The sequence below is a fragment of the Micromonospora coriariae genome, assembly GCF_900091455.1.
Taxonomy (GTDB): domain Bacteria; phylum Actinomycetota; class Actinomycetes; order Mycobacteriales; family Micromonosporaceae; genus Micromonospora; species Micromonospora coriariae.
This window is the reverse complement of sequence record NZ_LT607412.1, coordinates 2041002-2054599: the sequence shown is the minus strand read 5'-3', so window position 1 is coordinate 2054599 and position 13598 is coordinate 2041002. Positions and strand designations below refer to the sequence as shown.

The following is a 13598-nucleotide window of genomic DNA, read 5'->3' as shown; positions in this document are numbered from 1 at the left end:
ATTCGGAAACAAATCCGTAACGTGTTCGGGACGCCCGTTCCGGGCGGGCGGTAGGCTCCCGGACGTGACCGGTTACCTGGGCTCGTACGCGACGCTCGGGCTCTTGCTGCTCGCCAGCGTCCTGTTCTTCGTTACGGCGTTCTCGGCCAACCGGGTGTTACGCCCCGCCCGGCCGGCCGAGCCGTACGGCAAGCGGACCAGCTACGAGTGCGGGCTCGACCCGGTCGGCGCGGACTGGGCGCAGATGCAGATCCGCTACTACGTCTACGCCTACCTCTACGTCCTCTTCGCGGTGGAGGCGGTGTTCCTCTTCCCCTGGGCGGTCGTCTTCGACCGGCCAGGCTTCGGCCTGGTCACTGTGGTGGAGATGGCGGTGTTCGTCGCTGTGCTCGCACTGGGAATCCTCTATGCCTGGCGTAGGAACATCCTGCGCTGGACCTGACCGCCCGGGCCTCCGGCGATCGTGCCGGTCCGTCCGGCCGTTCGCGGCCGGTTGTCGGGACGAGCGGTCAGGCCAGGCCCCGGCGGGCCACCGTGGGCGGCCGGTCGCCGCGGATCGAGGCCACCATGTCCAGCACCCGGCGGGTGGGCGCGACCTGGTGGGCCCGGAACACCCGGGCACCGAGCCAGGCGGAGATCGCCGTCGCGGCGAGCGTTCCCTCCAGCCGTTCGGCCACCGGCAGGTCAAGCGTCTCGCCGATGAAGTCCTTGTTGGAGAGCGCCACCAGCAGCGGCCAGCCGGTCCCGGTCAACTCGTCGAGCCGGCGGGTGATCTCCAGGGAGTGCCGGGTGTTCTTGCCGAAGTCGTGTGCCGGGTCGATCAGGATTCCGTCCGGACGTACCCCCGCCGCCACCGCCCGCTCGGCGAGCCCGGTCACCGTCGCGACCACGTCGGCGACCACGTCGTCGAAGGCGGCCCGGTGCGGCCGGGTCCGCGGGACCAGCCCGCCGGCGTGCGAGCAGACCAGGCCGGCGCCGGTCTGCGCGGCCACCTGGGCGAGCGCCGGGTCGGCCCCCGACCAGGTGTCGTTGAGCAGGTCGGCGCCGGCCGCCACGGCCTCCACCGCCACCTCGGCGCGCCAGGTGTCGATGGAGATGACCACCTCCGGGAACGCGGCCCGGACGGCGGCGATGGTGTCCACCGTGCGCCGGATCTCCTCGGCGACGTCCACCTCGGCGCCGGGTCCGGCCTTCACCCCGCCGATGTCGATGATCGCCGCGCCCTCGTCCACGGCCCGTTCGACGGCGCGCAGCGCGCTGTCGGCGGCGAAGGTGGCGCCCCGGTCGAAGAACGAGTCGGGCGTGCGGTTGACGATCGCCATCACCACCAGCTCGCCGGGGGCGAACGTCCGCCTACCCAGCCGAAGCGCCCCGGCCATGTCCGCCTCCTGAGAGTCCGCACCGTCGCCGCCGCGTCGGCCGGTCCCGACGCTAGCCGGTCGGCCGACCGGGACGCTGGGCGGCGTCGGCGCTGATCGTGATCGGGGTGGGTGGTGGGCTCGCTCACGGCCGGTCGCCATGCCACGATCAGTGCATGGGTCAGCTTCTGCTCTTCCTGGTCGTGGCGTTGACCGTCGCGGCGGTGGTGTTCGGCGTGACGGTGCTGGTCACCGGTCGTGATCCGGGCCTGGCGCCCGCCGAGCCGGACTCGCAGGCCGTGGCGTTGCCGGTCACCCGGCCGTTGCGGGAATCCGATGTGGGCGTGGTCCGCTTCGACACCGGGCTGCGCGGGTACCGGATGGCCCAGGTCGATCAGGCGATGCGTCGTGCCGCCTACGACATCGGCTACAAATCCGAGCTGATCGGCGTGCTGGAGGCGGAGGTCATCGCGTTGCGTGCGGGACGCACCGCCGACGCGGACGCGCTGCGTCAGGCCCGTGAGCAGTCCGCCAGCGCGGCGACGAATGAGGATGCGGCGGCTCGTCAGGTTGAGCGGCCGGGCGCCGACGCCGGCTCCGGCGCTGCCCCGGTCGGCTCGGCCGTCGCCGGCCCGCTGCCCGCTGTCACCTCCTCCCCGGCGGACGCCGACGGCGTGGCCCCGGCCGTCGCGCCGGCGGATGACGAGCCGGCCGACGGTGAGTCGGCCGACGGCACCGGACAGCACGGCGCGGTGGTCCGGTCGGAGTCGACGTGACCGACCCCGGCGCCGACGATCTCCGCGAGGCTGCCCAACCCGGAGCCGGCGAAGTGACCGCCACGGTGATCGTGAACGCCCCGGCGGAGCGGGTCTTCACCGCGCTGCTCGCCTGGGAACGTCAGTCCGACTGGATCCCGTTCACCCGACTGCGGGTGGTCGAGGGCGACGGCCGTGAGGGCAGCCTGATCGAGGCGGTGACCGCGCTCGGCCCGGTGGTGCTGCGCGACGAGATGCGGGTGGTCCGGGTCGACGAGCCGTACGAGATCGGCGTGGTGCACTGCGGCCGGCTGCTGCGCGGCCCGGGTGTGCTGCGCTGCACCCAGATGGACCGGTCCCGCACGCAGGTGGTCTGGCACGAGTGGTTCCACCTGCCGGGCGGCCCGGCCGGTCGGCTGGCGTGGCCGGTGCTCTGGCCCGGCTCCAAGGTCGGCCTCACCCAGTCGCTGAAGAGGTTCGCCCGTCTGGTCGAGCAGGGCCGGCTGCCCTGACCACGCTCGCGCCGGCCGCCGGCCGGCGGCGTTGGGCTGTCGGCCCGATGGCCTAGCGTGTACGAGGTGACTGACCTGGTGATCGGCGCCGACGGGCTGCCACGCTGCGCCTGGGGGTCGAGCACCCCCGACTACGCCGTCTACCACGACACCGAGTGGGGGCGGCCGCTGCACGGCGACGACGCGCTCTACGAGCGGATGACCCTGGAGGCGTTCCAGTCCGGCCTGTCCTGGCTGACCATCCTGCGCAAGCGTCCGGCGTTCCGGCTGGCCTTCGACGAGTTCCGGATCCCGACCGTCGCCGGCTACGGCGACGCCGACGTGACCCGGCTGCTCGCCGACGCCGGCATCGTCCGGAACCGAGCCAAGATCGAGGCGGCGATCGCCAACGCGCGCGCCGCGCTCGAGCTGCCCGACGGGCTGTCCGCGCTGCTCTGGTCCTTCGCCCCGGCGCCCCGGCCGGCCCGCCCCGCCTCGTTCGCCGAGCTCGCGGCGATCACCCCCGAGTCGACGGCGATGGCCAAGGCGCTCAAGAAGCGCGGCTTCCGATTCGTCGGCCCGACCACCGCGTACGCGCTCATGCAGGCCACCGGCATGGTCGACGATCACATCGTCGGCTGCCACGTCACGCTGCCACCCGCGGCGTGATGGGATGGCAGGCATGAGGACCGAGACCGCGCACCGGGCCGACGAGGCCGGCCACGTGGACGGGACGGGCACCTGGGCGGTGCTGCTGCCCGCCGAGCGGTACGAGGCCGAGCGGCTCGTGCACCACGACACGCTGGAGCTGACCGGGCTGACGGGCATCAGCCGGCCGGGCCCCGGTGACCGGGTGGCGGTGCTGGCCGACACGCCTCCCCGGCTGGTGGCGCTCGGCCGGGTCACCGCGCCGGCCCAACGGCACCGGGAGGACCCGGACGATCCGCAGTCCCCGGTCGAGCCCGGGGTGCTCGTCGTGGCGTACACCCGGCGGGCCTTCGACGAGCCGGTCCCGGCCGATCGGCTGACGCTCGACGGGCCCCTCACCGCGCTGGACCCGGCGGCCTTCCGGGCGCTGGCCGACCGGCTCGGCCCGCCTCCGGCGCGGCGCACCTGGCTGGTCAGCCTCGACCTGCCGATCGAGGCCGGCACCCCGGCCGAGGCGGTCCGGCTCTTCTGGTCCTACGTGCAGGAGTTGGGCCCGCGTGAGCTGCCCGCCTTCGTGTCACCCTCCGGGGACGAGCTGGCCATGCAGGCGTTCGTGCTGGGCGCGGAGGCCAACCAGGACCCGGAAGAGGACGACTAGAGCCGGCCGGTCGGGCTGCCGGGTTCAGTGTCCTTCGAAGACCGGTTTCTGCTTCGCGACGAAGGCGAGGGTGGCCGCCCGGTGATCGGCGGTGGCGCCGCAGATCGACTGCGCCTGCGCCTCGGCGGCCAGCGCGTCGGCGAGGGTGCCGGCGTCCGCGATGGAGAGCTGCCGCTTGATCGCCCCGTACGCGACGGTGGGGCCGGCGGCGAGGCGTGCGGCCAGCTCCTGCGCGGTCGGCAGCACCTGCTCGTCGTCGTCCACCAGACGGTTGAGCAGCCCCAGCCGACAGGCCTCCTCGGCGCGTACCGGCTCGGCCAGCATCAGCAGCTCCACCGCCTTGGCGTGTCCGACCAGTCGCGGCAGCGTCCAGGACGCGCCGGTGTCGGCGGCGAGGCCGACCTTGGCGAAGGCCATCAGGAAGCTCGTGGTCGGGCCGCCGATCCGGATGTCGGCGAGGAAGGCCAGCGACGCGCCCGCCCCGGCGGCCATCCCACGGACCGCGGCCACCACCGGCTTGGGCAGGTTGGCCAGCCGGGCGGCGATCGGGTTGTAGTGCGCCCGGACGGTGTCCAGCGGGTTGCCCGAGGCGCCCTGCAGCGTCGACACGTGCTCGCGCAGGTCCTGACCGGCGCTGAACGACCCACCCGCGCCCGCCAGCACGACCGCCCGGCAGGACCGGTCGGTCTCCAGCTCCGCGAGGGTGTCCCGCAGGGCCTCCTTGAGCGCCACGTCGAGGGCGTTCATCGCGTTGGGCCGGTTCAGCGTGAGGGTGACGACGGCGTCGGTCCGGTCGACCAGCAACGGTTCGGTCACGTGTCTAACGACCCTTCTGTCGGACGATGCGGTTGCCGGCGTCGAGGCACTGCTCGACGTACCGGTCGGCGGCCGGACGCAGGCGGGCCGCGTGCCGGTCGAAGAAGCTGGCCGCGGCGGTGCCGGGCCAGCGTTCGGGCAGCAGCGCCGGGGGCAGCTGCGGGTCCCGGAACAGGAAGGTACGCCACGCGTGCACGAGCCGGAACCGGGCCGCGTACGCCTCCTCGTCGCTGCTGCGTGCGGTGACCGCGGCGAGCAGCGTGCGCTGGTCGGCGACGAACCGTTCGTAGGCCCGGCCGATCTCGGTGAGGTTCCAGGCCCGGCGGACCACGCCCATCGCGCCGGGGGTGCCGGCGAAGTGCGAGGCGGTGAATCGCTCGAACCGGACACCGGCCTCGGCGAGCAGCAGGTCGACGTCCTCGGCGGGCCGGGTGGCCACCCAGGTCTGCTCGTCCAGCGTCCCGTAGCCCAGGAAGCTCAGGTTGGCGGCGAGTCGCTGCCGGTCCCGCCGGGAGCCGAGGGCCTCCAGCACGAGCAGGTCGAACCGGCCGTCCCAGCTGACCCGGCCGGTCCGGTAGATCCGGGCCGCCGCCTCGTCCAGTCGCCGGGCGGCTTTCGGTGTGATCGAATATCCCGGTCCGGACGCCAGCCGGAGTGGGTCGAGCCAGCCCTGACGCACCATCCGGGACACGGCGGTGCGCACTGCCGGCGGCGCAATTCCCAACGGCGCCAATAGCTTGACCAGGGCGGCGACCGGTGCGCGGCCACCCCTCGGCCGGAGGTGGTCGCCGTACAGGTCGAAGAGTGCCGACCGTGCCTGCATGACCGCACATTGTGACAGGCCTTCTCAAGATAAGCTAGATGCTGTTACATCAATGCTGCTCCGGTTTGGGTCCGGCGGTGTTCATCAGGGAAAATCGTTTGTCGACACCCCCGCGACCGTTGCGGGTGGTCGTGACGAAGTGGCTGTGGGGCAACCCACCGACCCTGGTGTAGGTCTGAGGGGAGACAACATGGCGGCGATGAAGCCGCGGACGGGCGACGGTCCGCTGGAAGTCACCAAGGAGGGTCGGGGCATCGTCATGCGGGTCCCGCTGGAGGGCGGTGGCCGGCTCGTCGTCGAGATGACTCCCGACGAGGCCAACGCGCTCGGTGACGCGTTGAAGGCGGCCGCCGGCTGAGTGAGGAATGATCCGGGCGGTGCACGCCGCCCGGACCTTCCTCGGTCCCTGAGCCACCGGCATCGCCGGTGGCTCAGGGTCTTCATCTGTGCGGAGAGACGGGCCCGGCCCCGCTCCGCGACACTTTCCTGGAGGTGCGGTTCCGCGTGCTCGCCATCCGTCCGATCGCCGAGCCCGACCGGCTCGACGTCCTCGTCCTGCCCGTCCGTCCCGCCGATCCGGCGGCGGATGGCGACGCCTCCGCCGTACCGGTGCCCACAGCTGTCGCACTACCGGACGGTGTCGCCGAGGAGGCCGCCGCGCTGGCACCGGTCGCCCGGCTGACCGGCCGGGCCGGTGAGATCCGCACCCACCTGTGCCCCGGGCGTACCCCGGGCCGACTGCTCCTGCTCGGCATCGGCGACGGCGACGAGGCGGCCTGGCGGACCGCCGGCGCGGCCCTGGCCCGCGCCGCCGTAGATGAGACGCACATCACACTCGCCCTTCCGGCGGAGGTCACATCGGCCGCAGTTCGCGGGTTGACCGAGGGGCTGCTGCTCGCCTCGTACCGGTTCCGGTTGACCGACGCCGGTGACCCGCCCGCGCTCGCCGGCGTCGACCTGCTGCTCGCCGACCCGGCCGCGCACGAGGCCGCCGTCGCCACGGCCCGGACCACCGCCGCGATGACCCGGCTCGCCCGCGACCTGACCAACACGCCTTCCTCGGTGAAGAACCCGCAGTGGTTCGCCGACCAGGTGACCGAGGCCGCGGCCGACCTGCCGGACCTGCGTCTACGGGTCCGTGAGCCGGACGAGCTGGCCGCCGAGGGCTTCGGCGGGATCCTCGCCGTGGGCGGCGGCTCGGCCAGCGGCCCCCGTCTGGTGGAGCTGGACTGGCACCCGGCCGGCGCGCGTACCCATGTGGTGCTGATCGGCAAGGGCATCACCTTCGACACCGGCGGGATCTCGATCAAGCCGGTGCCGGCGATGAAACTGATGCGCAAGGACATGGCCGGCGCGGCCGCGGTCGTCGCCGCCACCCTCGGCGCCGCGACGCTGCGGTTGCCGGTCCGGGTCACCGCGTTGGCCCCGCTGGCCGAGAACATGGTCAGCGGCTCGGCGTTCCGTCCCGGCGACATCGTCCGGCACTACGGCGGGATGACCAGCGAGACAACCAACTCCGACGCGGAGGGCCGACTGGTCCTCGCCGACGCGCTGGCGTACGCGGTGCGGCAGCTCGCGCCGGACCTGCTGCTCGACCTGGCCACCCTCACCGGGGCCAACGCCGTGGCCTTGGGCAAGCGGACCGCCGCCCTGTATAGCGAGAACGACCGGCTGGCCGCCGATGTGCTCACCGCGACCGAGGCGGCCGGCGAGGCGGCCTGGCGGATGCCGTTGCCCACCGACTACGTCGAGTACCTGGGCAGCGAGATCGCCGACCTGTACAGCGCGCCGACGCAGGGTGCCGGGTCGGTGGTGGCCGCGCTCTACCTGCGCGAGTTCACCGGCGATCTGCGGGACCGTTGGCTGCACCTGGACATGTCGGCACCGTCCTGGGCGGACGGCGACCACGCCGAAGTCAGCCGGGGCGCGACCGGCTGGGGTGTCCGCTCGCTCCTGCGGTGGCTCGCCAGCGTCGACTGACCGGGGTCAGCACTTCACCGCGGCGAGCACCCCGTGCCCGACCGGGAGCAGGGCGGGGATCCAGTGCTCGGACTCCCGCACCGCCTTGATCGTCTCCCGGACCGTCACGGTCTCCGCGTCCCGGGCGGCCGGGTCACCGATCCGACCGCCGGCCAGCATGCCGTTGAGCGCGAGCACGCCCCCCGGGCGCAGCAGCCGCAGCGCGGCCTCCACACAGGCGTGGAAGCCGGTCGCCTCGGCGTCCACGAAGACCAGGTCGTACGCCCCGTCGGCGAGCCGGGGCAGCACGTCGAGGGCGCGACCGGTGATGATCCGGGTGCGGCCGGCGGCGAATCCGGCCTCGCTGAAGATCCGCCGGGCGATCCGTTGGTGCTCCACTTCCACGTCGATGGTGGTGAGCACGCCGTCGGCGCGCATGCCGCGGAGCAGCCAGAGACCGCTCACCCCGGTGCCGGTGCCGATCTCCACGACCGCGCGGGCGTTGCCGGCCGCGGCGAGCAGCCGTAGCGCCGCTCCGGCGCCGGGGGTGACCGCGTCGAGGCCCACCTCGTGGGCCAGGCTGCGGGCGGTGCGCAGGACGAGATCCTCGGTGACGTACGACTCGGCGAACTGCTGAGCCTGGGTCGTCGAACTGCCGGAACCGGCGACCGTGGCGATGGGGCACCTCCGGGGGCGGTGGTGGTGCGGGGGCGGGTTGGCACTGTGAGCGTAGAGGCGGCCGTCGCGCGGCGCAGCCGCGCCTCCACCCCCGGCGATCACCGGGGGCAACCGCTGACTCCACCGCGTGCATCCGTGCAATCCTGGAGGCGGTATCCCGTCAGCCGCGACCGCGCCGGTCGGTGGCCGGACGACGCGGCGCGGGATCCGGGGACGGACTGGGAGGCACCGACGTGACCGACGGCTGGGACTGGCGCCGGGGCGGTGAGACTCCGGCTCCGGCACGACCGCCCGGGGCAGAGGCCCCGCCGGCGGGGTCGCCGACCGCGCCGGGGGCCGGCGGCGTGCCCGTGGCGTCGTCCGACGTGGCATCGACGGCCGGGAGCCCGCAGGCATCTACCGCGCCGCCGGCCGCCTGGCCGGCATCGACCGCGGCGCCGGCATCGACCGCGGCACCGGCAGAGCCCGGCGCCGCCGGCACGTCGCCCTGGTGGTCCGACGCGCTCTCCGATCCGTGGCGGGATCCGGCGGCGCCGGCCGCGGTGGTGGTGCCCGGGGTGGTGGCGGCGGGCACCGAGCCCGAGCCGGTCACCGACCCCGACGCGCCGGGCCGACCGACGCTGCGTCACCTGCTGCTCATCCCGGTGATCACCGCGCTGCTGGCCGGCACCCTCGGCGGCGCGCTGGGTTACGCGTTCGCGGTACGTGGCGGAGCCGGTGGGACGGTGCTCGGCGCCGAGCCGGCGCAGCCGCCGGCGTTGGCCCAGCGCAAGCCGGAGTCGCTGGCCGGGGTGGCCGAACGGGTCCTGCCCAGCGTGGTCACCGTGCGGGTGAGCAGTCTCGGCGGGACGAGTGAGGGCTCCGGCTTCATCGCCAGCGCCGACGGGCACGTGATCACCAACGACCATGTGGTGGCCGGCGGCAGCGGAAAGGCCTCGGTGATCTTCAACGACGGCAGCTCCGCGGCGGCGACCGTGGTCGGCCAGGACCCGGAGTCGGACATCGCGGTCATCAAGGTGAGCCGGACCGGGCTGCGGCCGGTGGAGTTCGGCGACTCCGACGCGTTGGCGGTCGGCGACCCGGTGCTCGCCATCGGCTCGCCGCTCTCGCTGGCCAACACGGTCACCGCCGGCATCGTGAGTGCCCTGGACCGGACGATGCAGGCCGGCGAGCCGGGAGGTCCGGTGCGGTACTACGCGGCCATCCAGACCGACGCGGCGGTCAACCACGGCAACTCGGGTGGACCGCTCGTCGACGGCGCCGGGCGGGTGGTCGGGGTGAACTCCACAATCAAGTCGCTGGTCGCCGAGGGGCAGGAGGCCGGCAACATCGGGCTCGCCTTCGCCATCCCGATCAACCAGGCCAAACGGGTGACCCAGGACATCATCGGCACCGGCAAGGCCCGGCGTACGGTGATCGGCGCCCAGGTCGGCGGTCCGGGCGCGGGAGCCAGCGGCGGCGTACGGCTCGCCGCGGTGGAGCCGTCCGGTCCGGCGGCCGGCGCCGGACTTCGGGTCGGCGACGTGATCCTGAAGCTCAACGGACGGCCGATGACCGAGCCGACGGACCTGATCGCCCTGGTCCGCAAGTTCGCGCCCGGTTCAGTGGTGACCGTCGAGTTCCGGCGCGGGGCCGATCGGCAGAACACCTCGGTCACCCTTGCCGCGGATGCCAAGTGAGCAGCGGGTCACCCCCTGCCCGAAAGCCGTCCGACGTGCGTAGTCTTGCTGCTGACGCCGAGAGGAGGCCCGCGGGATGCTCGACAACCTGAACTGGTGGGAGATCGGTGCGCTGCTGCTCCTGGCGCTGCTGATCTTCGGCGACCGGCTGCCCGCCGTGATCACCGACGGCCTGCGGATGGTGCGCAACCTGCGCAACATGGCCCGCAACGCCACCGGCGACCTGAGCCGTGAGCTGGGCACCGACATCCAGCTCGAGGATCTGCACCCGAAGGCCTTCATCCGCAAGCACCTCCTCAGCGAGGAGGACGAGGCGGCGATCCGCAAGCCGTTGCAGGGCGTCTACGACAACCTGCGCGCGGATGTCGGCGGCGTGCACAACGAGCTGAAGGACGTGGCCAACGCCGCGGACCTGCGGACGAACGGGACCCGGTCCGGCACGGCCACCGGCACCCCGTCGGCGCCCGCTCCCCGAGCCAGCTACGACGACGCCACCTGACCGGCCCGCACCCGCCGGCCGGACGGCCGGCGGGTGAACGACGAACCGGGCGCTCAGCGCCCGGCGGGCTTGAGGCCGAGCGGCTTGCCGAGCAGCGACTCCCGACGCACCGCGAGTCGATCCGCGATCGTGCCGAGCGCCTGTGCGGCCGGCGACTCCGGCTCGGCCAGCACGATCGGGTTACCGGCGTCCCCGGCCTCGCGGACGCGGGTGTCCAGCGGGATCTGCCCGAGCAACGGCACCTGGGCGCCGATGGTCCGGCTCAGCGACTCGGCGACCGCCGCGCCGCCGCCGGCACCGAAGATCTCCATCCGGGAGCCGTCCGGCAGCTCCAGCCAGGACATGTTCTCGATGACGCCGACGACCCGCTGATGGGTTTGCAGTGCGATCGCACCGGCCCGCTCCGCCACCTCGGCGGCGGCGGCCTGCGGGGTGGTGACCACCAGGATCTCCGAGTTGGGCAGCAACTGGGCCAGTGAGATGGCCACGTCGCCGGTGCCCGGGGGCAGGTCGAGCAGGAGCACGTCCAGGTCGCCCCAGTAGACGTCGGCCAGGAACTGCTGCAACGCCCGGTGCAGCATCGGGCCGCGCCACACCACCGCGGCGTTGCCGGAGGTGAACATGCCGATCGAGATGACCTTCACGCCGTGCGACTGCGGCGGCATGATCATGTCTTCGACGCGGGTCGGCCGACCGTCCGCGCCCAGCATCCGGGGCACCGAGTGGCCGTAGATGTCTGCGTCGACCACGCCCACCGAGAGCCCGCGGGCGGCCAGCGCCGCCGCCAGGTTGACAGTCACGCTGGACTTGCCGACGCCGCCCTTGCCGCTGGCCACCGCGTACACCCGCGTCCGCGAGCCCGGCTGGGCGAACGGGATGACCGGCTCCTCGCTGGCACCCCCGCCGCGCAGCTGCGACTGCAACGACTGCCGCTGCTCGGGGCTCATCACACCAAAGTCGATCTCCACACCGGTCACCCCGGGCACCGCGGCGACCGCGGCGGTGATGTCCGTGCGCAGCTTGTCCTTGAGCGGGCAACCGGCGACGGTGAGCAGCAGCTCGACCCGTACGACGCCGCTGGCGTCGATCGTGGCGGAGCGGACCATGCCCAGCTCGGTGATCGGCCGGCGGATCTCCGGGTCGTTGACGGTGGCCAGGGCGGCCTGGATCGCGTCCTCGACGGTGCTGACGGGTGCTGACATGCCCGCAATGCTACGTCGCGGGGCATCCGCTCAGGCCGCTGCCCGGGAACGGTGTGAGCGAATCGATGGCCCGCTCGACCCTCCGGTCAGCCGTCCTGGGCGCGGGGGCCGGCGGCGTCCGGCCGGGCTTCGGGGGCGAAGTCGCCGTCCAGGTCGTCGCGGGGTTCGTCCAGCCCGGCACCGTCGGTCGGCCGCTGGCCACGCCTCTCCTGCCGGCTGTCCTTCTCCTGCTGGCGGCGCTCCAACCGTTGCCGGCGCTGCCCCGCCTCGTCGAGTTCCTCGGCCAGCCGGGCCAGCTCCGAGCGCAGGAAGTCCCTCGTCGCCACCTCGCCCAGCGCGATGCGCAGCGCGGCGATCTCCCGGGCCAGGTACTCGGTGTCCGCCTTCTGCGCGGTGGCCCGCCGCCGGTCCTCCTCCAACGCCACCCGGTCCCGGTCGGCCTGCCGGTTCTGCGCCAGCAGGATCAACGGCGCCGCATAGCTGGCCTGCAACGACAGCACCAGGGTGAGGAACGTGAAGGTGTACGGGTCGAAGCGCAGCTGGGCCGGGGCCAGCGTGTTCCAGCCGAACCAGATCGCGATCACCACCGTCATGACGACTATGAAGTTCGCGGTGCCCATGCCCCGTGCGATGCCCTCGGACCACCGCCCGAACGCCTCCGCGTCGAACCGGGGCAGCTTGATCCCCCGAGGCTCGCGTGGCTGGTCGAGCCGTTCGGCCCGCCGCTGGTCAGCCATCCGCGCCATCCGCCGCCAGGTCGGGGGCGTTCATGGAGCCCAGAGCGTCCCGGTCCCGCCAGTCCCGGGGCAGTGAATGGTCCAGCACGTCGTCCACCGTCACGGCGCCGACCAGCCGGTTGTTCCGGTCGATCACCGGCATGGCGACCAGGTCGTACGTGGCCATCCGGCGGGTGATCTCCGGCAGTGGGGTGGTGGGGCGCAGCGGGTCGATGTCGTTGACTACGACCTTGCCCAGCAGGTCGGCCGGGGGTTCGCGCAGCAACGCCTGGAAGTGCACCATGCCCAGGTACCGGCCGGTCGGGGTGTTCTGTGGGGCCCGGGTCACGAAGACCTGCGCGGCGACGGCGGGGGAGAGCTGTGGCTCCCGGATCCGGGCGAGCGCCTCGGCGACTGTGGCGTCCGGCGGCAGGATGACCGGCTCCGACGTCATCACGCTGCCCGCCGTGCCGGGCGTGTACTTGAGGAGTTGGCGCACCGGGTCGGCCTCGTCCGGCTCCATCAGGTCCAGCAGCACGTCCTGCTCCGGCGGGGGCAGCTCGTTGAGCAGGTCCGCCGCGTCGTCCGGGTCCATCTCCTCCAGCACGTCCGCCGCCCGTTCCCGGTCCAGCGCGGCCAGGATCTCCACCTGGTCGTGCTCCGGCAACTCGCTGAGCACGTCGGCCAACCGCTCGTCGTCCAGAGCCGCCGCGACCTCGTTGCGCCGCGCGTCGGGCAGGTCCTGCAGGGCGTTGGCCAGGTCGGCCGGGCGCATGTCCTCCAGTACGGCGAGCAGATTCGCCGTACCCCGGTTGTCGGCGATGCCGCTGAGCCCGCGCACCCGGTCCCACTCCACCTGGTGCAGGTGGCCGCGGCGGGTGAGCCGGCCGGTCTGCTCGCGGACCGCGACCCGGGTGAGCGACCACTCACCGCCCCGGGAGCATTCCATGGCGACGTCCACCACCGCGCCGGGCTGGCCGCTGGGTTCGAGCTGAACCCGCCGGTCCAGCAGTTCCTGGAGCACCAGCAGTTCGTTCGGGCGCTTCTCGAAGCGCCGCAGGTTGAGGGTGCCGGAGCCGAGCACGACCGCGTCGGCGTCGATGGACGTGATCCGGTTGATGGACAGGAAGATCCGCCGGCGCATCGGCATCTCGGCGACCAGGCCCACGACCTCCGGTGGACGCTTGGTCGCCCGCAGCCGGGCCACCGCGTCACGAACCCGGCCCACCTGGTCGCCGTTCGGATCGAAGACGGCGACTCCGGCGAGGCGGGCGATGTAAACCCGGGTCGGCGTACTCACGGGCACCAGCCTAAGC

The 13598-nt window shown here is 73.3% G+C and carries 16 protein-coding genes; 9 read left to right on the top strand and 7 right to left on the bottom strand.

Translation table 11 applies throughout. From position 1 onward, the window contains the following. Positions 1–64 precede the first annotated feature (64 nt). Positions 65–442: an NADH-quinone oxidoreductase subunit A gene (gene ndhC / locus GA0070607_RS09560; RefSeq protein WP_089017884.1), complete on the top strand. Its 378-nt coding sequence runs from the start codon at positions 65–67 to the stop codon at positions 440–442. Positions 443–509: 67 nt separating this feature from the next. On the opposite strand, the gene folP is transcribed toward ndhC, so the two are convergent. Continuing rightward, on the bottom strand, positions 510–1379 hold the full coding sequence (folP, locus tag GA0070607_RS09555) for a dihydropteroate synthase (protein WP_089017883.1): 870 nt from the start codon (positions 1377–1379) through the stop codon (positions 510–512). 155 nt (positions 1380–1534) lie between these two features. Here folP and GA0070607_RS33955 point away from each other — a divergent pair, with 155 nt between their 5' ends. The 4 genes from GA0070607_RS33955 to GA0070607_RS09535 all read left to right on the top strand — a co-directional run bounded on the left by GA0070607_RS33955 (position 1535) and on the right by GA0070607_RS09535 (position 3910). Then, positions 1535–2134: a DivIVA domain-containing protein gene (locus tag GA0070607_RS33955; protein WP_089017882.1), complete on the top strand. Its 600-nt coding sequence runs from the start codon at positions 1535–1537 to the stop codon at positions 2132–2134. Then, positions 2131–2625 carry an SRPBCC family protein gene (locus GA0070607_RS09545; protein WP_089017881.1) on the top strand — a complete coding sequence of 165 codons (495 nt, stop codon included), beginning with the start codon at positions 2131–2133 and terminating at the stop codon, positions 2623–2625. The genes GA0070607_RS33955 and GA0070607_RS09545 overlap by 4 nt, the downstream gene beginning before the upstream one ends. A gap of 66 nt (positions 2626–2691) precedes the next feature. Beyond that, positions 2692–3273, top strand: a complete 582-nt coding sequence (locus tag GA0070607_RS09540; RefSeq protein WP_089021748.1) for a DNA-3-methyladenine glycosylase I — start codon at positions 2692–2694, stop codon at positions 3271–3273. Between the two features lie 13 nt (positions 3274–3286). Further along, positions 3287–3910 carry a hypothetical protein gene (locus GA0070607_RS09535; RefSeq protein ID WP_089017880.1) on the top strand — a complete coding sequence of 208 codons (624 nt, stop codon included), beginning with the start codon at positions 3287–3289 and terminating at the stop codon, positions 3908–3910. A 24-nt stretch (positions 3911–3934) separates the two neighbouring features. Here the strand turns inward: GA0070607_RS09535 and GA0070607_RS09530 are convergent, their stop codons facing one another. Beyond that, complete coding sequence (locus tag GA0070607_RS09530; RefSeq protein WP_089017879.1) at positions 3935–4726, bottom strand: enoyl-CoA hydratase-related protein; 792 nt, start codon at positions 4724–4726, stop codon at positions 3935–3937. Between the two features lie 4 nt (positions 4727–4730). Further along, positions 4731–5549 (bottom strand): PaaX family transcriptional regulator, encoded by an 819-nt coding sequence (locus GA0070607_RS09525; RefSeq protein WP_089017878.1) that lies wholly within the window; start codon positions 5547–5549, stop codon positions 4731–4733. Positions 5550–5739: 190 nt separating this feature from the next. Between GA0070607_RS09525 and GA0070607_RS09520 the strand changes: the two genes are divergently transcribed. Then, on the top strand, positions 5740–5907 hold the full coding sequence (locus GA0070607_RS09520; protein WP_007455245.1) for a DUF3117 domain-containing protein: 168 nt from the start codon (positions 5740–5742) through the stop codon (positions 5905–5907). Positions 5908–6053: 146 nt separating this feature from the next. Further along, positions 6054–7529 (top strand): leucyl aminopeptidase family protein, encoded by a 1476-nt coding sequence (locus GA0070607_RS09515; protein ID WP_089021747.1) that lies wholly within the window; start codon positions 6054–6056, stop codon positions 7527–7529. Between the two features lie 6 nt (positions 7530–7535). Here the strand turns inward: GA0070607_RS09515 and GA0070607_RS09510 are convergent, their stop codons facing one another. Continuing rightward, a complete protein-coding gene (locus tag GA0070607_RS09510; protein ID WP_074319132.1) occupies positions 7536–8105 on the bottom strand; it encodes an O-methyltransferase in 570 nt (189 codons plus the stop codon). A 299-nt stretch (positions 8106–8404) separates the two neighbouring features. On the opposite strand from GA0070607_RS09510, the gene GA0070607_RS09505 reads away from it, so the two are divergent. Further along, entirely contained in the window at positions 8405–9865 is a 1461-nt protein-coding gene (locus tag GA0070607_RS09505; protein ID WP_408630900.1) for a S1C family serine protease, read from the top strand. Between the two features lie 76 nt (positions 9866–9941). Next, positions 9942–10364 carry a Sec-independent protein translocase family protein gene (locus tag GA0070607_RS09500; protein WP_089017876.1) on the top strand — a complete coding sequence of 141 codons (423 nt, stop codon included), beginning with the start codon at positions 9942–9944 and terminating at the stop codon, positions 10362–10364. 53 nt (positions 10365–10417) lie between these two features. Here GA0070607_RS09500 and GA0070607_RS09495 read toward each other — a convergent pair whose 3' ends face one another. The 3 genes from GA0070607_RS09495 to GA0070607_RS09485 form a co-directional block, all read right to left on the bottom strand. Beyond that, positions 10418–11566, bottom strand: coding sequence for an Mrp/NBP35 family ATP-binding protein (locus GA0070607_RS09495; RefSeq protein ID WP_089017875.1), 1149 nt, complete (start codon positions 11564–11566; stop codon positions 10418–10420). Between the two features lie 86 nt (positions 11567–11652). After that, positions 11653–12303 (bottom strand): DUF1003 domain-containing protein, encoded by a 651-nt coding sequence (locus GA0070607_RS09490; protein ID WP_089021746.1) that lies wholly within the window; start codon positions 12301–12303, stop codon positions 11653–11655. Next, positions 12296–13582, bottom strand: coding sequence for a magnesium transporter MgtE N-terminal domain-containing protein (locus GA0070607_RS09485; RefSeq protein WP_089017874.1), 1287 nt, complete (start codon positions 13580–13582; stop codon positions 12296–12298). The genes GA0070607_RS09490 and GA0070607_RS09485 overlap by 8 nt, the downstream gene beginning before the upstream one ends. Between the last annotated feature and the right edge of the window lie 16 nt (positions 13583–13598).